Annotated in this window: 14 protein-coding genes and 1 pseudogene; 9 read left to right on the top strand and 6 right to left on the bottom strand. The window is 71.3% G+C overall.

Translation table 11 applies throughout. The features are described from left to right. The first annotated feature begins 12 nt into the window (after nucleotides 1-12). The 7 genes and pseudogenes from idi (at nucleotide 13) to AC3E6M_RS07320 (ending at nucleotide 5,602) form a co-directional block, all read left to right on the top strand. Nucleotides 13-563 (top strand): annotated as a pseudogene (idi, locus tag AC3E6M_RS07350) (isopentenyl-diphosphate Delta-isomerase). Beyond that, on the top strand, nucleotides 560-1,627 hold the full coding sequence (locus tag AC3E6M_RS07345) for a polyprenyl synthetase family protein (protein ID WP_490529467.1): 1,068 nt from the start codon (nucleotides 560-562) through the stop codon (nucleotides 1,625-1,627). Before idi ends, AC3E6M_RS07345 begins: the two are co-directional and overlap by 4 nt. After that, nucleotides 1,624-2,493 (top strand): phytoene/squalene synthase family protein, encoded by an 870-nt coding sequence (locus AC3E6M_RS07340; RefSeq protein WP_138172814.1) that lies wholly within the window; start codon nucleotides 1,624-1,626, stop codon nucleotides 2,491-2,493. Before AC3E6M_RS07345 ends, AC3E6M_RS07340 begins: the two co-directional genes overlap by 4 nt. Beyond that, complete coding sequence (gene crtI / locus AC3E6M_RS07335; protein ID WP_490529465.1) at nucleotides 2,490-4,046, top strand: phytoene desaturase family protein; 1,557 nt, start codon at nucleotides 2,490-2,492, stop codon at nucleotides 4,044-4,046. Before AC3E6M_RS07340 ends, crtI begins: the two co-directional genes overlap by 4 nt. Before the next feature lies 1 nt (nucleotide 4,047). Next, on the top strand, nucleotides 4,048-4,407 hold the full coding sequence (locus AC3E6M_RS07330; RefSeq protein WP_490529464.1) for a lycopene cyclase domain-containing protein: 360 nt from the start codon (nucleotides 4,048-4,050) through the stop codon (nucleotides 4,405-4,407). Further along, nucleotides 4,404-4,712: a lycopene cyclase domain-containing protein gene (locus tag AC3E6M_RS07325; protein WP_138172817.1), complete on the top strand. Its 309-nt coding sequence runs from the start codon at nucleotides 4,404-4,406 to the stop codon at nucleotides 4,710-4,712. The genes AC3E6M_RS07330 and AC3E6M_RS07325 overlap by 4 nt, the downstream gene beginning before the upstream one ends. Then, nucleotides 4,709-5,602: a prenyltransferase gene (locus AC3E6M_RS07320; RefSeq protein ID WP_138172818.1), complete on the top strand. Its 894-nt coding sequence runs from the start codon at nucleotides 4,709-4,711 to the stop codon at nucleotides 5,600-5,602. Before AC3E6M_RS07325 ends, AC3E6M_RS07320 begins: the two co-directional genes overlap by 4 nt. Nucleotides 5,603-5,699: 97 nt before the next feature. On the opposite strand, the gene AC3E6M_RS07315 is transcribed toward AC3E6M_RS07320, so the two are convergent. Both AC3E6M_RS07315 and AC3E6M_RS07310 read right to left on the bottom strand, forming a co-directional pair. Then, nucleotides 5,700-8,630 (bottom strand): UPF0182 family membrane protein, encoded by a 2,931-nt coding sequence (locus AC3E6M_RS07315; RefSeq protein ID WP_138172819.1) that lies wholly within the window; start codon nucleotides 8,628-8,630, stop codon nucleotides 5,700-5,702. A 43-nt stretch (nucleotides 8,631-8,673) separates the two neighbouring features. After that, nucleotides 8,674-9,813, bottom strand: coding sequence for a YlbL family protein (locus AC3E6M_RS07310; RefSeq protein WP_490529463.1), 1,140 nt, complete (start codon nucleotides 9,811-9,813; stop codon nucleotides 8,674-8,676). A 125-nt stretch (nucleotides 9,814-9,938) separates the two neighbouring features. Here AC3E6M_RS07310 and AC3E6M_RS07305 point away from each other — a divergent pair, with 125 nt between their 5' ends. Beyond that, nucleotides 9,939-11,375, top strand: coding sequence for a zinc-dependent metalloprotease (locus AC3E6M_RS07305; protein ID WP_490529462.1), 1,437 nt, complete (start codon nucleotides 9,939-9,941; stop codon nucleotides 11,373-11,375). A 739-nt stretch (nucleotides 11,376-12,114) separates the two neighbouring features. On the opposite strand, the gene AC3E6M_RS07300 is transcribed toward AC3E6M_RS07305, so the two are convergent. Together AC3E6M_RS07300 and nudC are read right to left on the bottom strand one after the other, a co-directional pair. Next, the gene (locus AC3E6M_RS07300; RefSeq protein WP_138172821.1) at nucleotides 12,115-13,869 is read right to left on the bottom strand and encodes an ATP-dependent helicase; all 1,755 of its coding nucleotides are present in this window, start codon (nucleotides 13,867-13,869) and stop codon (nucleotides 12,115-12,117) included. After that, complete coding sequence (gene nudC / locus AC3E6M_RS07295) at nucleotides 13,866-14,777, bottom strand: NAD(+) diphosphatase (RefSeq protein WP_490529461.1); 912 nt, start codon at nucleotides 14,775-14,777, stop codon at nucleotides 13,866-13,868. The genes AC3E6M_RS07300 and nudC overlap by 4 nt, the downstream gene beginning before the upstream one ends. A 64-nt stretch (nucleotides 14,778-14,841) precedes the next feature. On the opposite strand from nudC, the gene AC3E6M_RS07290 reads away from it, so the two are divergent. Then, nucleotides 14,842-16,245, top strand: coding sequence for a phosphotransferase (locus AC3E6M_RS07290; RefSeq protein ID WP_490529460.1), 1,404 nt, complete (start codon nucleotides 14,842-14,844; stop codon nucleotides 16,243-16,245). A gap of 67 nt (nucleotides 16,246-16,312) precedes the next feature. On the opposite strand, the gene AC3E6M_RS07285 is transcribed toward AC3E6M_RS07290, so the two are convergent. Continuing rightward, nucleotides 16,313-19,636 (bottom strand): ATP-dependent helicase, encoded by a 3,324-nt coding sequence (locus tag AC3E6M_RS07285; protein ID WP_490529459.1) that lies wholly within the window; start codon nucleotides 19,634-19,636, stop codon nucleotides 16,313-16,315. After that, on the bottom strand, nucleotides 19,597-22,809 hold the full coding sequence (locus AC3E6M_RS07280; protein WP_490529458.1) for an ATP-dependent helicase: 3,213 nt from the start codon (nucleotides 22,807-22,809) through the stop codon (nucleotides 19,597-19,599). The genes AC3E6M_RS07285 and AC3E6M_RS07280 overlap by 40 nt, the downstream gene beginning before the upstream one ends. Nucleotides 22,810-22,862 lie beyond the last annotated feature (53 nt).

The raw sequence follows: 22,862 nt of genomic DNA, 5'->3' as shown, positions 1-22,862 counted from the left end.
ATAGGAGGCACGATGAGCGAGACCGAGTATGTCGTCCTCCTGGACGACCGGGGCAACGAAATCGGCACCGCTCCCAAGGCGAGCGTGCACGGCACCGACACGGCGCTCCATCTGGCCTTTCCTGCCACGTCGTGAACGCCGCCGGCCAGGTTCTGGTGACGCGTCGAGCGCTGGAGAAGAAGACCTGGCCCGGCGTCTGGACGAACTCCTTCTGCGGCCACCCCGCCCCCTCCGAGCCCGTCCTGCAGGCCGTCCACCGTCGTGCCGCCTTCGAGGTGGGTCTGACGATCCGCGACGTCGAACTCGCCCTCCCTCTCTTCCGCTACCGCGCCGTCGATGCCAGCGGCATCGTCGAGCACGAGATCTGCCCGGTGTATGTCGCCCGCACCGACGAAGAACCGCGCGAGAACCCGGCAGAAGTCGCCGAGTCCCGCTGGGTCGATCCCGCCGACCTGGCTGCGGCACTCGAGGCGACACCCTGGGCCTTCAGCCCGTGGCTCGTCCTCCAGGCCCAGCAGCTTCACCTCTTCGCGCCCCCGGCTGCCATCAGGGCGGCGTCATGATCGCACTCTCCACGACGCCGACCGCGCGCGCCGCCATCGACGACGCGATCGACACCGTGATCGCGCGACTGGCCCGGCGACTCCACGGACACGGAGACGGCGCCCGCGCCCTGGCATCCGCCATCGCCCGTTCTGCCGAGGGAGGAAAGCGCTTCCGGCCGCTGCTCGTCGTCGCCGCATTCGACACGCTGCGCGGCCGCGAGAGCGACCGAACCGCCGTCTACCAGGTCGCCGCCGCGTTCGAACTGCTGCACACGGCCTTCGTCGTCCACGACGACGTCATCGACCACGACACCGAGCGGCGCGGCGTGGCCAATGTCGGCGGCGAGTTCCGCGCGCGCGGTCGCGAACGCGGAGCGGACGACGTCGGCGCCGCACTGCTCGGGGACGCCGCCGGTATCCTCGCCGGCGACCTGCTGCTGCACGAGGCGGGGCGTCTCGTCGCCCTCGCCGATCTGCCGTCCGGGGTCCGGGGGGAGTTGCTGCGTCTCGTCGAGGACGCCGTCTTGATCTCGGCCGCGGGCGAACTCGCCGACGTCGAGAACGCCGTGTCGGCGGACGAGGTCGATGCCGACACGATCCTGCGCACGACGCACGACAAGACCGCGGTCTACTCCTTCTCGGCGCCGCTCGAGGCCGGGGCTGTGCTCGCCGGCGCCGACCGTCCGGTGCGCGCCGCTCTCGAGCGGTTCGGGCAGCGGCTCGGGCTCGCCTATCAGCTCGTCGACGACCTGATCGGCGCGTTCGGGTCGTCCGAGGTGTCCGGCAAGGACGAGGGATGCGACCTGCGCGAGGCCAAGAAGACGCACCTGATCGTCCTGGCACGCGAAACCGAGTCCTGGCCCGAAGTGAACGAAGCGCTCTCCCAGGCTCACACGGGGCCCGTCGCCATCCGCGCGGCGCAGCGCGCGTTGAGCGCGTCCGGTGCGCGTGCGCGACTCGAAGGCCTTGTGCGTGAGACGCTCGACGAAGCCCGCGCGATCGTCACGGCCTCCACGCTCCCCGACGAGTGCCGCGACATGCTGCACGACCTCGTCGACGCCGTCCAGGGGCGCGTCCCGTGAGCGCAAGCGCCACCGGGCTCGAACTGTATTCGCGCACGGCCGACGACGCCGCCGCTGCGGTCATCAACCGATACTCGACGTCATTCGCTCTGGCCTGCCGTCTGCTCGGCCCGCGCCCCCGACCCCACGTGCGGAACATCTACGCCCTGGTGCGGGTCGCCGACGAGATCGTCGACGGCCCCGCGCACGACGCCGGGCTCTCCCCCGCCCAGGAACGTGCGGCGCTCGACGCGCTCGAGGTCGAGGTGCGGGATGCCATCGCCTCAGGCTTCAGCGCGAACCTCGTCGTGCATGCCTTCGCCCGCACGGCGCGCGAGTGCGGCATCGGCGACGACCTCATCGCCCCCTTCTTCGCCTCGATGCGGACCGACCTGGACACCGCCGCGCACGACGACGCCTCGCACGACGCGTACGTGTACGGATCGGCGGAGGTCGTGGGCCTCATGTGCCTCCAGGTGTTCCTCAACGCCGGGATGTCGGCTCCGGCACGGCCCGCCGCCGACCTCGTCGACGGTGCCCGGCGTCTGGGGGCGGCGTTCCAGGACGTCAACTTCTTGCGCGACCTCGACGACGACGCCGTCCGCCTCGGCCGCGACTACCTCGACGGCGCAGCGGGTGACGAGCGACGCATCGCGGTTCTCGACCGGATCGACGCCGACCTCGCCGCCGCCGCCGCCACGGTCCCGTTCCTGCCGCCGGACTGCCGTCGCGCGGTGACCGCTGCGCACGACCTGTTCGCCGAACTCTCGCGGCGCCTGCGTCGCACTCCCGCGGGCGCGCCGCGCGTCCGTGTACCCGACGGTGTGAAGGCGACGCTCGCCGCGCGCGCCTTCCTCGGACGCCCACCGAAAGGGGCCCACGCATGACCTCGCAACGCATCGTCGTCGTCGGAGGTGGCATCGCCGGTCTCGGCACCGCCGCCCTGCTCGCCGACCAGGGACACGACGTGCACCTGTTCGAGGGGCGCGATCAGCTCGGCGGGCGTGCCGGCTCCTGGGAGAGCGAAGGTTTCCGATTCGATACGGGGCCGAGCTGGTATCTCATGCCCGAAGTGTTCGACCACTTCTTCCGCCTGCTGGGCACCAGCGCCGCCGAGCAACTCGACCTCGTGCGCCTGGATCCCGCGTACCGCGTCTACGGCCCTCCCGGAAAGGGAGAGCCGATCGACGTCGTGTCCGGCCGCGACGCCGTACGCGCCCTGTTCGAGGAGCACGAGCCCGGATCGGGCGACAAGGTCGATGCCTACCTCGACTCCGCGAAGGACGCCTACGAGCTGTCGACGTCGAAGTTCCTCTACGACACCTACTCGTCGACCCAGGGCCTGCGCGACCCCGCTCTCGTCAAGCGGCTGCCGACACTCGTCCCGCTGCTGACCCAGACGCTGTGGAAGCGCGTCACCCGCGACTTCTCGAACCCGCGGCTGCAGCAGATCCTCGCCTACCCCTCGGTGTTCCTCGGCGGTTCGCCGTTCGAGGTGCCGAGCCTGTACCACCTCATGAGCCACCTCGATCTGGGCGACGGCGTGCTGTACCCCCGCGGCGGGTTCACCGAGATCATCGCCGCGATCGAGCGCCTGGCGCGCGAGCGCGGTGTGCAGATCGAGACCAGCGCCCCCGTCGAGTCGATCATCACCGACGGCGGCATCGCGCGCGGGGTGCGGCTGGCGGACGGTCGGGTCGTGTCCGCGGATGCCGTGGTGTCGGGCGCCGACCTCCACCACACCGAGACGCAGCTCCTCGAGGAGGGCGATCGCCAGTATCCCGAGACGTGGTGGAAGGACCGCGTGCCCAGCCCGGGTGCACTGCTGCTCCTGCTCGGGGTCACGGGCGAGCTCCCCCAGCTCACGCACCACACACTCCTCTTCACCGACGACTGGCACACGAACTTCGACGCGATCTTTGGCGAGAACAAGCGCATCCCGGATCCGGCCTCGATCTACGTGTGCCGCCCCAGCGCATCCGACGACACCGTGGCTCCCGAGGGCTTCGAGAACCTCTTCGTCCTCGTACCCGTGCCCGCGGACCCGGTCAGCGGTCGCGGCGGCGTCGACCGCTCCGGCGATGCCCGCATCGAAGCCGCGGCCGACCGGGTGATCGCGCAGATCGGCGAGTGGGCCGGCATCCCGGACTTCGCCGAGCGCATCGTGGTGCGCCGGACCATCGCGCCCGAGGACTTCGCCACGGACCTGCACGCGTGGCACGGCAACTCGCTCGGTCTGGCCCACACGCTCGGTCAGAGCGCGATCTTCCGCCCGAAGAACCGCTCCCGCAAGGTGTCGAACCTGTATTACGCGGGAACGTCCGTGCTGCCGGGCATCGGTCTTCCGATGTGCCTGATCTCGGCGGAGCTCGTGGTCAAGCGGATGACGGGCGACCGTACCGCGGGGCCCCTGAACGAGCCGGCCCGCGCGGCGGTCTGAGGTGCCCGGGATCTACCTGGGCGCGATCCTGTTCTCGCTGGCCGGCATGATCGCGATCGATCTGAAATACGGCCTCGCGCTGCGCACCGCCCCGGGGCGCACCGCTCTCGCGGTGGGCCTGGGAACGGCGTTCTTCCTCGCGTGGGATGCCGTCGGCATCCTCACCGGGGTGTTCGTCAAGGGCGACAGCCCGCTGTTCGTGGGCATCGACCTGGCGCCGCACCTCCCCCTGGAGGAGCTGTTCTTCCTCCTCTTCCTCAGCTATCTCGCGCTCGTGCTGTGGACGGTGTTCGAGCGAGCGCGACGCCGGCGGGATGCCGCGCACCGGACCCGCGACGACGTCGAGGAGTCCGCCCCGTGACGTACCCCGTCATCCTCCTGCCGTTCGTGGTCGTGACCGTCGTCGTGACTCTCCTCAGCGCCCGTCGGCCGGGCTTCCGCCGCCGCATGCGCGCGTCGGCGTGGACGGCTCTGGCGCTCGTGCTGCTCACGGCCGTCTTCGACAACGTCATGATCGCGGTCGACCTGTTCTCGTATCCGGCGGAACACCTCAGCGGCCTCCGGATCGGTCTGGCCCCGCTCGAGGACTTCGCCTATCCCGTCTGCGCGGCGTTTCTCATCCCCGCGATCTTCACGCTCGTCTCCGCTCGGAGGGAACCCGCATGACCACCCCCGCTGCTCTCACCCCCGGTCGCATCCTGCGCGAGCTCTTCGTGTCGTCGCGCCCGGTCAGCTGGATCAACACGGCGTTCCCCTTCGCCGCCGCCTACCTGCTCACGACGCGTCAGCTCGACGCGGTGCTCATCGTCGGCATCCTATTCTTCCTCGTGCCCTACAACCTCGCGATGTACGGCGTGAACGACGTCTTCGACTACGAATCCGATCTGAGGAACCCCCGCAAGGGCGGGACGCACGGCGCCGTCCTCGCCAAGCGCATGCACCCGATCACGCTGTGGGCCTCGGCGCTGTCGTGCCTGCCGTTCGTGGTGTTCCTCGTGGTCGTCGGGTCGCCGGTGTCGTGGCTCGTGCTGGCACTGAGCCTGTTCTTCGTCGTCTTCTACTCCGCACCGCCGCTGCGCTTGAAGGAGCGGCCGTTCGCCGACTCGATCACCAGCAGCATCCACTTCTTCTCGCCCGCGGTGTACGGCCTCGTCCTGGCCGGTGCCGTGTGGACGTGGCAGCTCGTCGTCGTGATCATCGCCTTCGCGCTGTGGGGCATCGCCTCGCACGCCTTCGGCGCCGTGCAGGACGTCGAAGCCGATCGCGCTGCCGACATCTCCTCGATCGCCACCGCGCGCGGCGCTCGGTGGACCGTGCGGTTCGCTCTGGTCTCCTACGCTCTCGCGGGCGTCGCGATGCTCGCCACCGCGTGGCCCGGCCCCCTCGCCGCGCTGCTCGTGCTCCCCTACCTCGTGGTCTGCTGGCCGTACCGGAACGTGACGGATGCCACCTCCGACTCTGCCACCGCCGGATGGAACCGCTTCCTCTGGCTCAACCAGATCGCCGGATTCGGCACGACGATGCTGCTGATCTGGTGGTGGTTCCTGACCGCCTGACCCCGCGGCCGGTTCTCGGCGGGTGGCTCGCGGCCGCAAACGACGAGAGACGCCGGCGTCCCGAGGGGCGGCGGCGTCTCTGCATCGGCAGCGGGGGTCAGCCCGCCGGAGTCGGCTCCGGCGTGGCGCCTCCGCCCTGTCCCTGGTCCTGCAGCTCGATGAGGCGCTGCACGGCCGCGGTCAGTCGCGCGTCCTGCGTGGCGAACCCGGCGAGGTCGCCGCTGGTGAGGGCTGCCTGGCGCGCCGTGAGCGCCGCCTGCGCCTCGGCCAGCGCCGCCGCGTAGTCGCCCGCGGGTGCGGTCGGAGCCGTCGTGCCTCCCCCGCCCGGGTCGGTCTGATCGGTGGGGGTCACCGCCTCGTCTCCGGTATCGGCACCGGAGTCACCGCCGAACAGGGCGTCCAGCGCTTCGCTCAGGGTGTTCTCGAACGCGATCTTGTCTCCGAAGGCCACCAGCACGCGCCGCAGCTGCGGGAGCTGCGTGCCACCGGAGGACTGCACGAACACGGGCTGCACGTAGAGCAGACCACCGCCGACGGGGAGCGTCAGCAGGTTGCCGTTGAGCACCTGCGATTGTCCCTGCTGCAGGATGTTGATCTGCGACGAGACCGCGGTGTCGGAGTCGAAGGTGTTCTGCACCTGACCCGGTCCGGGCACCGTCGTGGCCGCATCGATCACGAGCATGCGCAATCGTCCGTAGTCCTCGCGCTTCGTCCCCTGCTGGTCGCCCGCATTGGAGTCGACGGCCAGGTAGCCCGTGAGCACGTTGCGCGCCTGACCGCCCTGGGATGCCGGGATGAAACTCGTGAACATCGAGTACGTCGGGGCGTCCTGACTCGGCATCTTCATGGTCAGGTAGTACGGCGGCTGCAGGGTGTTGGGGTCCTGCGGGTCGTTCGGCGTGGTCCAGCGGTTGTCCTGCTGGAAGAACGAGCGGGCGTCGTCGACGTGGTAGACGCCGAGCATCGAACGCTGCACCTTCATCAGGTCGGTCGGGTAGCGCACATGGCTCATCAGGTCGGCCGACATCTCGCTCCACGGCTGGAGGCTGGTCGGGTACACCTTCTGCCACGCCTGCAGGACCGGGTCCTGGTCGTCCCACGCGTACAGCGTGACCTTGCCGTCGTAGGCGTCCACGGTCGCCTTGACCGAGTTGCGGATGTAGTTGATGTTGTCGAGCGAGTACGTCGGCGAGGGGGTGTTCGAGTCGGTGATCGCCCGCGAGAGCGACACGCTCGAGGAGTAGGGGTAGTTCGCGCTCGTCGTGTACCCGTCGATGACCCACTTGATGCGGCCGTCCACGACCGTCGGGTACGGGTCGCTGTCGAGCGTCAGGTACGGAGCGACCTTCTGCACGCGATCCTTGGGATTGCGGTCGTAGAGGATCTGCGAGTCCTGGTTCACGTAGTCCGAGAACAGGATCTGCTCGGACTGGAACTTCAGGGCGTAGATGAGGCGCGTGAAGACGTTGCCGACGCTGGGCCCGCCGTCACCGCGGAAGGTCGTGCGCGTCTCCGTGCCGCCGTCGGCGCCGATCGGGTAATCCAGCTCGATGTCCTCGCCGCCCTCGGGGCCGCCGACGATCGAGTACGGCGGCGACTGCTCGCCGAAGTAGACGCGGGGCTCGTAGTTGAGGTCGGTCAGGAACCCGGTGCCCGGGATCGCCTGCTCGAGGAAGACGGGGTCGCCGTCGTCGGTGCGCTCGTTGCCCGCCGCAGCCACCATGCCGTAGCCGTGGGTGTAGACCAGGGTGCTGTTCTGCCACGTCGCGGCGTCGCCGAGCTGACCGATGTTCAGCTCGCGCAGGGCCACGACGGCATCCTGGGTCTGACCCTTGATCTGGTAGCGGTCGACGTCGAGCGGATTGGCGAACTGGTAGTACGCGCGGTACTGCTCGAGCTGACGCACCGTGGGACCGATGATGGCGGGGTCCATGATGCGCAGCTGCGCGGTCGAGGCGGCGTCGTTGCGCAACTGGCCGGCCTGGGCCGTCGTCGTCGCTTCGAAGTTCTCTTTCTCGACGCCGTCGATGCCGTAGGCGGCCTTCGTGCTGTCGATGTTGCGCTGGTAGTACTGACTCTCGAGCGCGAGCTGGTTGGGTCGCACCTGGAAGGTCGTGACGGCCCACGGGATGGCCGCACCGACGACGATCGCCGAGACCACCAGCAGCGCGGTGGCGATCAGGGGGTAGCGCCAGCGGCCGATGATCGCGGTGACGAAGAACGCGACGGCCACGATGACGGCGGCGATGGCAAGGATCGTCTGACCGGGGATGACGGCGTTGACCCCGACGTACCCGGGACCGGTGATGCGGTCCTCCTGGCTGATCAGGGTCGTGTAGCGGTCGAGCCACAAGCTCCCGCCCTGCAGCAGCAGGTACAGGCCCGCCAGCACGGCGAGCTGGATGCGTGCGGCCTTGGAGATGCGCAGCTCGCGCTGCCCGACGCGCACGGAGCCGTACAAGTACGACACGACCGCCGTCAGCAGCAGGCAGACCAGGACGACGGCCGAAGCGAAGCCGAGGGCCGTGGTGTAGAACGGCAACGCGAAGAGGTAGAAGCCGGTGTCGATGCCGAACTGCGGGTCGGTCGTCGACGTGGTGACCCCGTTGAACCACAGCCAGGTCGTCTCCCACTGCGCGGACGCGGCGAACCCGGCGAAGAATCCGAAGAACACCGGGATGCCCCACATCGCGAGGCGCCGCAGCGGCTCCACGACCTCTTGGTAGCGGTCGAGCTGCGAGCTCAACCGCGCGTACACGGGCCGCAGGCGGTAAGCGAGCTGGATCGCGCCCCACACCGGCACCGCCATCGCGAGGAAGCCCACGGCGAACATCACCGTGCGTGCGATCCACTGCGTGGTCAGCACCTCGGTGAAGCCCAGCTGCGAGAACCACATCCAGTCGGCGTAGAGGTTCGCGAAGACGAAGAAGGCCACGACCAGCACGGCGATGACCGCCAGCGAGATCGAGATGATTCGTCGAGAACGATTCGGGGGCGTGGCCTGGTTCGGCGCTGAGGTCGTGGTCACCCGTCCATCCTAGGCGTCGCCCTCTGGGGGAAAGCCGTGGATGCTACGAACCCGCGACACTCGTCGCGTCGCACGTCGGCAGGGCATCGAGGTCTCCCTCGTCGCGGATGGTCTCCAGGACCTTCAGGGAATCCTGGAGGGTCGAGACCGAGAAGACCCGGATGCCGTCGGGCACGTGCCCGACCACCTCGCCGCAGTTCGCCCGAGGCGCGAGGAACCAGGTCGCACCGGCATCCCGGGCTCCGTAGAGCTTCTGACGGATGCCGCCGATGCCGCCGACGTTCCCGGCGGCGTCGATCGTGCCGGTGCCGGCGATGTGCTGCCCCCCGGTCAGATCGCCGGGCGACATCTTGTCGATGATGCCGAGCGCGAACATCATGCCGGCGCTCGGGCCGCCGACGTTGTTGATCTGGATCTTGACGTCGACGGGGAGGTCGAAACCGAGTGACAGCCCGACCCCGAGCAGCCACTGCTGCTGACCGTTGACGTCGCTGAGCCGCGGGGTGACCGACACCGAGCTCTCGGCACCGTTGCGGTCGATAGCCAGGCTGACGGGCGCGCCGGCACCCGTCTGGACGGCGGACCGGACCTCGTCGACGGTGGTCACGGGCGTCCCGTCGACAGAGGTGATGATGTCACCGAGCTCGAGCATGCCCGCCGCGGCGCCGGCGTCGTCGACGGTCCCGACGACGATGTCCTGCGGCACGTCGTAATCCAGCGCACGCAGCGCGGCGGCGGAGGCCTCGAGTTGCGAGTCGCTCATGAGCGCTGCGTTCTCGGTGTTGCGCTGCTCGGTGGATTGACCCGACGGGAAGATGCGGTCCACCGGCACGACCGCCCGTGACGGATCGAACCAGGCCAGTGCCAGTTCGAGCCAGCTGGGGGTGCGTTCGCGGTTGCCGTTCACCTGGACGGTCAACAGGTCGAGCTGGCCCGCCGAAGGAGTGTCCTCTTCGTTCGGGACCGTGATGAGGGGAACCTCCTCGCCGTCCGCGTTGGGCGAGGTGCCGAGGGTGTTCAGAACGGGCCCCGGCTGCTGGATCACGTACGGCGACGGCAGGAAGGTGAGCACGAACAGGATGAGGGTGGCCACGGCTAGGGACCACAGCCCGAACACCGTCGATCGGCTCCGGCGCCGCCGCGGGGCGGGCACGACGGAGACGTTCTCGTCGAACAGGGTCACGGGTCCTACCTTTGCCGGGTCGTTCGCGCGCGGCGTAAGCGGCGTGGAGCCGAGCCGAGGGAAGCGAGGAAACGTGCGACTAGCGTAGATCGCGTTCCCCCTGACCCGGCTGAAAGGCGGCTGAAGTGGCAGACGACGACCGGAGCCCCGAGGAGGAGTTCCAGGAGCTCATGCGGCGCCTGATGTCCGGCGACACCTCGGGCTTGGATCCCGAACAGCTCTCGCGCCTGTCCGGGATGCGGATCGACCCGGCGATGATGCAGGCGGTCATGAATCAGCTGCAGGGCGCCTTCTCGGGGGCGCAGGACGGCATCGACTGGAGCCTCGCCGAACGGCAGGCCCTGCACATCGCCAACCAGGACGGCCTCGGCGTCTCGGCGGGTCAGCGCACCGACCTGGATCAGGCGTTCTCGCTCTCCGCCCTGTGGCTGGGCGAGGCGACGACGATCGCCGACCTTCCCCATCCCCCGAAGGTCGTGACGCGCGGCGCGTGGGTCACCGCCACGCTCCCGGTCTGGCAGGAGCTGGCCGAACCCGTCGCCACCAGCATCGCGGACGCGCTCACCGACGCTCTCGGTCAGCAAGCCCCCGACGACATGCAGGAGATGATCGCGGGCGCCGGACGCCTGATGCGCACGGTCGGCGGCTCGCTCTTCGCTACGCAGCTCGGCCACGTCGTCGGTCGCCTCTCCACCGAGGTCGTCGGCGGTGGGGATGTCGGCATCCCCGTCATGCCCGACGGCGACGCGGCGATCCTGCCGCAGAACTTCGCCGACTTCGGCCGCGACCTCGAGATCCCCGAGGACCAGCTGGCGCTGTATCTCGCCACTCGCGAGCTGGCCCACGCGCGCCTGTTCCGGCACGCCCGGTGGCTCCGCCTGCACGTCATCTCGCAGGTGCGCGACTTCGCCCACGGCATCCGCGTCGACACCGACGCCCTCGAAGAGATGGCGGCACGGTTCGACCCCTCCCAGCCCGAAGAACTGCGCAGCGCCCTTGAGAGCGGGGCGCTGCTGCCGCAGCGGTCCGAGGAGCAGACCGCGGCGCTGACCCGGCTCGAGAACCTGCTCGCGACGATCGAGGGCTGGGTCGACGTCGTCACCGAGGACGCGACGTCACGGCTGCCCTCGGCAGCTCGCATCGCCGAGGCCGTCCGCCGCCGCCGCGCCGTGGGTGGGCCCGCCGAGCAGGCACTCGGCTCGCTCGTGGGGCTCGAGCTGCGCCCGCGTCGCATGCGCGAGGCCGCGGCGATGTGGCGCGCCGTCACCGACGCCGTCGGCGTCGCGGGTCGCGACGCCCTGTGGGACTACCCCGACCTCATGCCCTCCGCCCAGGACATCGACGACCCCGCGGGCCTCGTCGCCCGGCTCACGGCCACGTCGCGCGGCGAGTCGGCCCCGTCGGATGCCATGGACGATGCCCTCGCCCAGCTCATCGCCGAAGAGACCGCCGCCGACCGGGATGCCGCGCGCGGCGACTCGCCCGATGCGGCGCCGCCGTCGAACACGTCCGGAACCGACGACGACGAGGACCCGACCCCCGGGGACCAGCGACCGGTCTGAACCCTCCTCCCCAGGGGGTTGCGCACGCACGCTCCCTGGGGAGAACGGTCGCGGACCTCGTCGGCGGTCCATCATCGGGGCATGCTCCGACTCGATCCCTCCGCTCCCCCGCTCTGGCGCGACGACGCCACCGTGCAGTTCGGTTCCCCGGCACGCGCGTACCTCACCGATTCCGCTCCGTGGACCGATGCCGCACTCACGGCGCTCGAGGCCGGGACGTCACGGGCCGCGCTGCGTGCGGTGGTGCGTCTGCACGGCGGCGCCGATAGCGATGCCGACGATCTGCTCGGGCGGCTCGCACCGGCGCTCTCCCGACGACGCCGGACACCTCCCCTGATCGTCCAGGTCGCCGACGACCTTCCGGGATCGGCCGTCCGCGCCGTGCTCGCGGCGCTCCCCCCGCGCACGCGCCGCCTCGACTGGGCCGGGCGGGACAGCCACCCGGTCCCGGCCGGGGCGCGCGTCCTCCTGCTGGCCGCCCACCGCGTGGATCCGCGGCGTGCCGTCGAACTCGTGCGCCACGATGTCGTGCACCTGCCGCTCGTCCTCGATGGCACCTCCGCCGTCGTCGGCCCCCTCATCGCCCCCGGCCGCACCGCGTGCCTGGCGTGCCTGGATGCCGACCGCCGGCGTCAGGACTCGTCCTGGCCGCTGATCGCCGCGCAACTGCTGGCACGACCGCGACCCGCGATCGACCCGGCCCTCGCGGCCGAGGCCGGGCGGGCCGCTCGGCATCTGCTCAGCGGCCCGATCGACCCGGTGACCCGGTCGTTGCTCCTCCGCGTCGACTCGCTCCAGCGGGTCTGGCGAACGCATCAGCCGAGCGAAGACTGCCGCTGCCGATCTCTCGGAGGAAGCGCGACGGCGTCCGCTCGGACCGGCCGCGACCGCGTGACCAGCTCACCGACAGGGTTCGCGCGGCCCGCGTGACACCGACGTACGCGAGTCGTCGCTCCTCGTCCACGGCTTCGAACGTGGTCGCGTACGAGATCGGAAGCAGACCCTCGCTCACCCCGATGAGGTACACGTGGTCCCACTCCAGCCCCTTCGCCGCGTGCAGCGTGGCGAGGGTCACGGTGCGCGTCGCCGGCTCGTGCTGATCTTTCGCGCGCGCTTGGAGGTCATCCGTGAACGCCCGCAGATCGGTGCCCTCCGGGGCTTCCTCGGCGAGCCGCAGGAGCGCCGCCCGGGCCTCCCACGCGTCGCGCAGGGCCCCTCCCGCCGCGGGCGGGTCGTCGCTGAGCCCGATGCTGCGCAGAACGTCGCGCACCGTGGCGAGGAAACCCGTCTCCATCGGTGCCACGGACGCGGCGCGCAAAGCCATCAGGGCTTGACGGACCTCGGGCAGGTCGAAGAACTTCCGGCCGCCGAGCACCGTGGCCGCGATCGAGTGCTTCGCCAGTGCGCTGAGGAGCACGGCCGATTGCGCGTGGGAGCGGTAGAGCACGGCGATGCTGCGCGGATCGGCGCCACCACGCACGCTCGCCGCGATCGCTGCCGCCACTCCCTCGGCCTCGGCCTCTTCGTCCTCGAAAGCGCGGACGGTGGGAACCGGGGATTCGTCGGTCGCCGCCGCCACGAGCTCGAGGGCCCCCGCCCGCCCGCGCATGAGGTCGTTGGCGACCGCCAGCACGGCGGGGGTCGAGCGATAGTTGCGTTCGAGACGGACGACACGTGCGTCCTCGTACGCGCGCGCGAAGTCGAGCAGATAGCGCGAATCGGCCCCCGTGAACGAGTAGATGGTCTGGCTCGCGTCGCCGACCACGCACAGGTCGCGCCGGTCGCCGAGCCAGAGCTCCAGCAGCCGGTTCTGGAGCGGCGAGACGTCCTGGTACTCGTCGACCGTGAAATGCCGGTACTGCTCGTGGACGGCCGCAGCGACGCGGGGCTCGGCCTCGATCATTCCGGCGCACGTCAGCAGAACGTCTTCGAAGTCCATCTGCCGTCGCTCGTCCTTGAGCTTCTCGTACGCGCGCTGCAGCGCCACGACCTGATCGACGTTCAGTCTCCCGACGCCGCCGGGCCGGTCGGTCGCGTACTTCTCGATGGAACGCATCGTGACTTTGCGCCACTCGATCTCGCCCGCGACGTCCCGAAGGGTCGCGGTGTCCGGAGACAGCCCGACGCCGTCGGCGGCGTGGGCCAGCATCCGGACCTTGTTGTCGATGATCGTCGGTGCCTGATCGCCGGCCAGGCTCGGCCAGAAGAAGTTCACCTGGGCGAGCGCCGCCGCGTGGAACGTCCGCGCCGAGACCCCCGTCACACCGAGCGCCCGGAGGCGACCACGCATCTCTCCCGCGGCCTTCGCCGTGAACGTCACGGCCATCACGCGCTGCGGCGAGTACGCGCCGGTGTCCACTCCGTGCGCGATCCGGCGCGTGATGACGCGGGTCTTGCCGGTACCGGCGCCCGCGAGGACGCACACCGGCCCCCGCAACGCGCGAACGGCCTCGAGCTGGTGCTCGTCGAGACCGCTCAAGGGCTCCACGGTCACGAGCGCTCCCGGTACCAGTCGTCGATGAGCCGGTGGGCGATGGATGCCGCTCCGGGCAGCTGCACGGCGGTCTCGCCGCGCAGAGCCGCACCGATCTCGTCGCGGTCGAACCAGCGCACTTCGACGATCTCGTCGCCGTCGGCACGTGCCTCGCCGTCATCGATCGCCCGCGCACGGAACCCGAGCATCAGCGATCGTGGATACGGCCACACCTGCGATCCGCGGTACTCGATGGCCTCAAGGCGGACGCCGGACTCCTCGCACACCTCGCGCGCGACGGTGTCCTCCAGCGACTCCCCCGCCTCGGCGAACCCGGCGAAGCAGGAGTACCGGTTCCCGCCCCACGCCGCATTGGCACCGAGGAGCACACGATCGGGGTCGTCCGCGGACGAGATGAGGACGATGACCGCCGGATCGGTGCGGGGAAAGTGCTCCCGTCCGCAGTTCGGGCAGTGCCGCGACCAGCCGGCCTGGCGCAGCACGGTCGCCGTCCCGCACGCCGGGCAGAACGCTGCGTCGCGCAGCCAGCCCGCGAGCGCGACCGCGGTTCCCAGGATCTCGGCCTCCTCGGCGGGCAGATCGCCACCGACCGCGCGCAGCGGCGCCCAGAGGGCGTCGGGTGGGAGGACGATTCCGGTCTCGTCCTCGACGACGGCCAACAGCAGAGCGGCACCGTCGGACGCGCGCCCCAGGAACGCCCACTCACGAACCTGGCCGAGGGACGGGACGGAGACTGTGGTCAGTCGCGAATCCCGTACCGGCGCCGCGTCGGCGTGGACGACGAGGACGCGTGTGTCGGAGGCGGCCCGCGCACGATCGAGCAGTCCGTCGACGTCGCGCTCGGCACCGGAGCGGTCCAACGCGCCTCCCGGCCATCGATCGGGCAGCGGCGGAGCGGGCAGCGGCATCGAACACCTCTCTCAAGGGCGTGGCGCGGGGGGATCGGGCGAGCGACCGACCTACCCTGGGGGCATGGCACGCTCGCCCCTCACTCTAGCCGCGTCCGCGACGACGGCCCTGCCCCGCATCGGTGTGACGAGTGCCGCGCCTCTGACCGAGAACGCCGGCGGTCGATTCGATTCCGCGCTCATCTCGCTCGAGGACGGGCGCACCGTCGTGGTCCGGATGCCGGCCACCGAGGACACCGCCGCCGAACTCGCCGCCGAGTCCCGGGCGCTGCACGCTCTGACGGCCGGCGTTCGCGCGCTTCTGCCGTTCGCCGCGCCCGAGGTGATCGGCGAAGCCGGCTCGGGCGAGAACCGCATCCTGGTCGTCGACGTCATCGACGGCTACCGGATCGATCCCGTCGAGCTGCCGAAGGGCCCCGGCTACGCGCCCGCCATCGGCGGCGCCCTCGCCGCCGTCCACTCCCTTCCCGTCTCCGTCGTCCGCACGGACGGGCTGCCCGTGCGGTCCGCAGAGCAGGTGCGCGACGACGTCGCCCGCCTCCTCGACCGCGCGGACGCGACCGGGCGCGTGCCCGACGGGCTCATGATGCGGTGGCGGCGTGCCCTGCAGGAGCCCGACCTGTGGCGCTTCGAATCCGCGGTGGTGCTGGGTGGCGCGACGAGCTCCTCCGTGCTCCTCGTCGACGATGCCGACGGTGTGCCCCACGTGAGCGGAATGCTCGACTGGTCGGGGCTGAGCGTCGGTGACCCGGCCGTCGACCTGCGCTGGCTCGCCTCGGCGCCCACCGCGACCGACGACGTGTACGACGGCTACGCCGCGGCCGGCGAACGCTCCCCCGACCCGCTGCTGCGTGAACGAGCGCGGCTGTACGCCGAGCTGGAGTTCGCGAAGTGGCTGGTGCACGGTCACGACGAGGGCGAGGCCGAGGTCGTCGCCGACGCCGTGGCCCTGCTCGAGGCGCTCGCCGACGGCGTCCGCGGCGACCACATCGTGCCCTCGACCCGCTCCGACATCGACGACGCGCTCGCGCTCGTCGAACGTGTTCCGCCCACCGCGGCCTCGGCGGTCGACACCTCGATGCAGACCGACGCCTACGACCCCGAAGCGCTGTCGCTGTACCTCTCCGCGGAACGCGACCGCGAGGCGGCCGCCGCCGCGCTCGCCGAGGCCCTGGCTCAGGACCCCGTGACCGCGGAGGGGGCGTTCGGTGTCACCGACGCCGACGCCGACGAACCCGGGCCGACCGCTCCGATCGACCTCGAGGGATGGACGCCCGCGGCACCGGCTCCGGACTCCGCGGACCGTGCGGACGGATCGACGACCGACCAGCCGGCGACGACGCGCGACGCCGCTCAGGCGGCGGGCGCGGAGGGCGCCGCGCACGACGCGATCGACGACGAAGAGGATGCCGCACGCGCGAGCCGCGCGGCCCTCCGCCGCTGGGGCGTCGCCCGCGACGGGGCCTGAGCACGCGAGACACCCTGCGGGGCGCGACCCACGGACGCGTCGCGTCGTCGCGCCACGGCGTACCCGCTCAGCCGCGCAGAATCACTTCGTCGCCGACGTAGAACAGTGTGACGTCGATGAGGTCGAACGGCACGCCGTGCTTGACGTGGCACGCCTCTCGATACAGCTCGAGCTGGACCATGCGCGAGCGCCGTTCCGCCTCGGTGGTCGGCGGTCGGCCGGTCTTCCAGTCCACGATCTCGTACCGGTCGCCTCGGCGATACACGGCGTCGAGCTTGCAGATGACGACGTGCGGACGTCCGTCGAGCCGGGTGGTGACGAAGTCGATCTCGGTCTCGACCTCGATGGGCTGCAAGCCCGCCCACTCGGAGCGCTCGAACTTCTCGCGCAACACTCGCAGCTCTTCGGCATCGGCGGCGGACGCGCCGTCGTCATCGTCCTCCCACAGACCCGCATCATCGAGCCCGGTCCCGGAGCCCACGATCCCGGATCGCTTCTCAACCCAGGCGTGGAAGAGCGTGCCCAACCGGGTCTGCCGGTAGGGCCTCTCGGGCATCGGGCGCCGCAGTCCTTCCACCGCGCCCGAATAGTCGGCCACGAAGTCCTTGAACCGCGATGCGGGGATCCGGGTCGGCGCGGGCGTGTGCGTCGGCCGCAGTCGATCGGCTCTCTCGGCGAGCAGCAGTTCGAGATCGGCATCCGGCTGCTCCGCGGGCCGCGATCGCGCGGCGGAGACCTCCTCGACCGCGGCTCCGACCGCGGTACGGCGTGCACCGAGCGGATCGAGCGGCCAGTGCATCAGCCGTCGTTCCCCGTCGTACGGATCGTCACCGGCGTCGTCGACGGCGAGGTCGATACCGAGCGCCTCCGTCGCCTCGTCCAGGAACACGCTCGGCCGGCGCGGACGTTTCGTCCCCGACCAGCTCGATCCCGAGAGCACGAGGTGATCGCGTGCCCGGGTGAATGCGACGTATGCCAGCCGGCGGTCTTCGTCGAGCTGCCGCGCGCGGTTCGCGTCGATGAAGGCGTCGATCGCCGCCTTGAGATCCTGCTGGGTCTCGGCGCCACGCCAGCCGAGGACCGGGAGCCAGGCGGAGTCGCCGCGGAACTCGGAGGGGAGAATGCCGAACCCCAACCACCCCTTCGTGTCGCGGGGCAGCGACGGCAGCTCGTCGGTGACCAGGCGCACCACGGCGACGGCATCCCATTCGAGACCCTTGGAGCCGTGGATCGTCAACAGCTGGACGACGTCGTCCTCGGGGGGCTCGGTCCGCGGCGCGAACTCGTCCGCCTGCTCGGCGTGGTCGAGCCACGCGAGGAGGCTCGTCACCGACCCGGACTCGTCTGCGGCGAGGAAGCCGCGGATCTCGTCCACGAAGGCGCGCAGCTGCGCAGAGGCGATGCGCGCGGGGCCACGGGACTCGTTGGCCGCCAGCTCGACGTCCAGCCGCAGCTCGGTCTCGATGAGGCGGATCAGCTCGGGGATGGGGGCGCCGATGTTCCGGCGGAGCCCGGCGAACACAGCGCCCGCTTCGCGCAGACGTTCGCGTCCGTCCGCCGTGATGTCGGAGAGCCAGCCGTGCCCATCGGTCTGGCGCGCGACGAAGTCGAGCGCGTCCACGAGCGAGGCCCGATCGGCGCCAGGGGTCGAGCGCAACCGATCGACGACCTCGGGAGCCAGGGGATGCAACCCCACGTCGTGCGTGGCCAGGCGCCGGGCGAGTTGGGCCAGGGCGCGCAGGTCGGCCAGCCCGATCGACCAGCGCGGGCCCGACAGCAGCCGGATCAGCGCCGAACCGGCCTCGGGATCGCTGATGACCCGGAGCGCCGACACGACATCGACGACCTCGGGGGTGGTGAGGAGTCCCCCGAGCCCGAGGATGCGGTGCGGGATGCCGCGCCGCCCCAAGGCGTCGCCGAACCGCACCATGTGCTTCTTGCTGCGGAAGAGCACGGCTCCCGTCGTCTGCCGGCCCTCGGCGGCGCGCGCCGCGCGCACCCCGGCGAACCAGGCCGCCACGCGATCGGCCTCGGCATCGAGGTCGCGCTCGAAGAAGGCCTCGACGATGCCCTCCGGCGCTCCCGGTCGTGATCGCAGCTCCTCGACGGCGACCGGGGAGTGGGTGGCGAGGGGCGCCAGGACGGCGTTCGCGGCGGTCAGGACTCGGGCGCTGTTGCGCCAGCTCGTCAACAGCGAGAAGGTCTGGCATGCCCCCTCGGGCGCGAAGGCGGCGGGGAACCCGCCCAGGTTGCCCGCGCTCGCGCCGCGCCAGGCGTAGATGGCCTGGTGCGGATCGCCCACGGCCATGACCCCCGTCGAGGCGAACAGGGTCGACAGCAGGTCGGTCTGGACGACCGAGGTGTCCTGATACTCGTCGAGCAGCACCACCCGATACCGGGCGCGGAGTTCGTCGACGACCGCGGCATGCTCCTGGACGATGCGGAGCGCCCCCGCGACCTGATCGGCGAAGTCCATGACCCCCAGGCGCGCTTTCTCGCGATCGTAGGCGGCGGCCAGAGCCGCCAGCAGGCCGAGCGCCGATACCCGTGACGCCGCGTCGGCCACGTCTTTGTAGACGGTCACGCGCGCCGAGGTCGAGGGGCGTTCGACGATCCGGGCGAAGTCATCGGGGAACGCGGCCAGACGATCGAGGTCGACGAGGTTGTCGACGCCGTCACGGGCGATCCGCAGCGCCGCGTCCACGAGCGTGCGCGGAGACTCCTGGCGCTCCTCCAACCGCGGATCGTCGGAGGTGAACACCACGCGTCGCATGAGCAGCCAGGCAGCCGACTCGGACAGGACCGCCGATTCGGAGTCCCGGCCGATGCGCAGTCCGTGCTCGCGGACGATCGCGTCGGCGAAGCTGTTGTACGTCGAGACCGTGGGACGGTGCAGCAGGTGATCGTCGATGCCCGCGGCGTCGTCGGCGACTCCGTACTCGTGCGCGAGGTCGTCGAGGACTCTCCGCCGCTCGGCATCGGCGCGGGCGCCGTCGAGTGTCGCGAGGTCGGCGAACACGGACAATCGCCCCGCCCCGTGAAGCGCGGGCAGCACGGGGAGCAACCCTCGAGCCTCGAACTCCGACAGTCGGTGCAGCCGCCGATGGATCCGCTCGGCGAGTTCTCCCGCCGCCTTCCGCGTGAATGTGAGCCCGAGGACTTCATCGCGCCGCACGAGCCCGTTCGCCACGAGCCACACCACGCGCCCGGCCATCGTCTCGGTCTTTCCGCTTCCGGCACCGGCGACCACCAACGCCGGCGAGAGCGGCGCCTCGATGACCGCCGTTTGCTCCGCCGTGGGCGGAAACTGGCCGAGGGCGGCCGCGATCGTCGCGGCGGACAGCAACGCCGTCACGACGCGCTCACCGCCGAGACGGTGTGGATGCGGCACAGTCCGAACGAGAACTCGTCGCGACAGTGCACCTCGTACGGCGCCGCGAACCGGTGCCCGCGCATGACGCCGACCGCGTGCTGGACGCGACCCACGAACTGCTCGCGCGCCTCGTCGTCGAACGGCGCCTGGCGCGGTTCGGCGTAGTCCTTGGTCGTGGCAGTGGGACGCAGAACGAGGAGTTTCGCGCCACCGGACGGCATCCCGCTCACGTGCTCGATCGCTCCCGACGAGAAGGCGAGCTGGTAGGCCGCGAGCTGCGGGTTGTCGGCGACCTTCGCGTCGGTCTGCGGTTCGTTCTTCCCCGTCTTGAGATCGACGATGACGACCTCGCCCGCGGGGGTGATCTCGACCCGGTCGATGTCGCCGCTCAGCACGGCGCCGTGCTCCCCCGCGTCGTCAACGGGAATCGCGACCTCGAAGTGCCGCTCGGCCCCGACGAGACGCCCGCCGGCGTCGTCGAAGCGTCGCAGATAGGCGGCGAGTCGTCGCACGAGTTCACGAGCACGGACCCTCTCGGCGCGCTCGCGCCAGGCGGCGTCGAAGAGGAGCTCGCCCCAGCGTTCTTCGACCACGGCCCACAGGGCGTCCTCGGTTCCCGATGCCGCGGTCTCGAGCGCCGCGTGGATGATCGTGCCGATGCCCGCCGTGGTCCCGCTGCGATCTCCGCCGAGGTCGCCGATCACCCAGTCGAGTTCGCATTGCTCGAGCGCGTGCAGACGCGAGGGCGACACCCGCACGTCTTCGCGGGCGAGGTCGCGCAACGGTGCCGTCGAGGTCGGCGCAGCCACGCCGTACCACTGCTCGGGGGCGGCTCCCGCGACCTCAGCGGCGGCGAGCAGCGCGAGCTGTCCCGCGGCGTGACGGCGTTCCCGACCGGACGAGCGCGACGCGGTGAGCGTCCGGCGGTGTCGAGCCACGAGACCCCTCAGCGACAGCGGGTGCTCGGGTACCGACGACGCCGGCTCGGGCGTCGGGAGCATCTCGAACAGCACGCTCGGGCCCGTGTCGTCGTCGTCCACGGCGGTGACGATGAGGCTCGAGTGCGCGCGGGAAAGCGCGCGCACGAACAGTCGGAGCTCGTCGTGCATGGCCGACCGACGACGATCGAGCATGCCCGCCGGGGGAAGGTCGGGGAACTGCACGGCATCGGCGAGGCGCCACGTCTCGAGGAGCCCTCCGCGCAACCGCGTGTTGGGCCACACTCCCTCTTGCACCCCGGCGACGACGACGGTGTCGAAGGCCGTGCCGGCCGCCGCAGCCGGGGTCAGCACACGGACAGCGTCGATGACGGCCGGCTGCTCGATCCGGTCTTCGGCGACATCGCTGTCGATCACCGACCGGAGGAACACCGCCGCCTCTCCGTCGGGCTCGCGCTCGGTGAAGCGTTTGGCGGCCTGGAACAGCGCCACGATGGCGTCCAGGTCGCGATCGGCCTGTTCGGCGAGAGCGCCGTGTCCACGCGCGGCCTCGCGCCACTGCCGCGAAAGACCGCTGCGTTCCCACGCGGTCCACAGCAGCTCGTGCGGGGTCGCCCGCGCATCGGCCTGCGCCCGCAGGGCCGCGAGGGTCTCGCCGAGCCGCGTCGCGCGACGCGCTTCGCGCGTGTCGATCGTGGCGAACTCGAGGGGGTGACGTAGACCCGAGGCCAACAGCTCGGCGGCGGACCGGGTGCCCCCCGCGGCGAGCTCCTCTTGGCGCAGCGCCGCGCGCAACCGTCGCAGCTCGATCGGATCGAGACCGCCATACGTTCCGAGGAGCGCGTCGACGACGGCCTCGGGCGCCCAGGCGGCGGGATCGCGCATGCCGAGTTCGACCAGGGCGACGAGGTCGCGCACGGTGCGCTGCACCCCGAGAGCGAGGCCCGGACCGCTCGCGCGCGCCGGCACTTCGCGAGCGGCGAGTTCGGCCTCCAACGACGCGACTTGCCGCGAATCGTGCGCGATCACCGCGCACGACCCCCACGGGATGCCGTCGAGGACGTGGCGCTCCCGCAGCAGACGGGCGATGGCGTCCGCCTCTTCGGCCGGAGAGCGGAGGAGGAACGTACGCACCGACCCCTCGGCCGCCGCGCCCGCCGGCGGACGGCGATGAGCCACGACACCGGCGGCCCCGATCCGCGCGGCGACACTGCGCACGAGATCGATCTGCTCGGCCGTCCCGCGGTGCGGCTCGCCCAGCGCCGCCAGCGTGCCGAGCTCGGCCGCGAGCCGCGCGAAGTTCTCGGGGGTCGCCCCGCGGAACGCGCCGGATCCGACGTCGGGGTCGCCGAACGCGACCACTCCCATGCCGAGATCCCGGCACGCGCGCAACAGATCGATGCCGCCGGACGTGAGCTCTTGCGCGTCGTCGACGAGGATGCAGCGTACCGGGGCGAAGCGTCCGAGCAGGGCGCGATCCGCGGCGGCCTCGTGCAGGACGGCGACGGCCTCGCGGGTGAGGTCGGCGGCGTCCCGGTGGGTGCCGCGCATCTCGGCGCGGACGGCACGGTATTCGGCGGCGAACGAACCGAGGGCGGCCCACACCGGGACGTCGTTCTGGCGCGCGAGATCGGCGAGGTCGTCGGGCGCGATCGCGAGATCGGTGCACTCGGCGAGGAAGGCGCGCAGGTCGCCGCGGAACCCCCGTGTCGCGCGAATGGACGGGCCGAGCCACTCCGGCCACCGCGACCGTCCCTCGGCCTCGTCGATCGCGTCGCCCTCGAGGAGCTCGCGGATGATCTGGTCTTCGTCGCCACCGGTGAGCAGTTGCGGGGGCTCGGCGCCGCGGCGCACCTCGGCGCCGCGAACGATCTGGAAGGCGAAGGATGCCACCGAGCGCGCGAGGGCACCCGAGGTCGCACGGCCGACGGCCAGGGCGAGCGGGTCGCGCAGGGCGGTTGCCGCCGGACGCGTGGGCGTCAGCACGAGGACGTGATCGGGGTCGACGCCCGCGGCGACGAGGGCCCGGACGCGGGCGAGCAGGGTCGAGGTCTTGCCCGACCCGGGAGCCCCGACCACCGCGCCGCTGGCCGACGGCGCCCAGTCGACGACCACACGCTGCTCGGCATCCAACTCGTCGGTGCCGAGGGCGCGCACGGCACCCGCCGGGACGACGCCCGCGGCGTCGTCGACGGCCGCGACGGGTGCGCCCGCCCCCTCGCGGGAGAGGGTCGCGGCATCCGGCTTCTGCATGTCGTCCACGCTAGCCGCGGCCTCCGACACGCGCCGGACGACCCGCGCCGTTC

It is taken from the genome of Microbacterium sp. SCPM-O-B-15248 (M128) (assembly GCF_058214835.1).
This window is presented reverse-complemented; position numbering and strand designations above follow the sequence as displayed.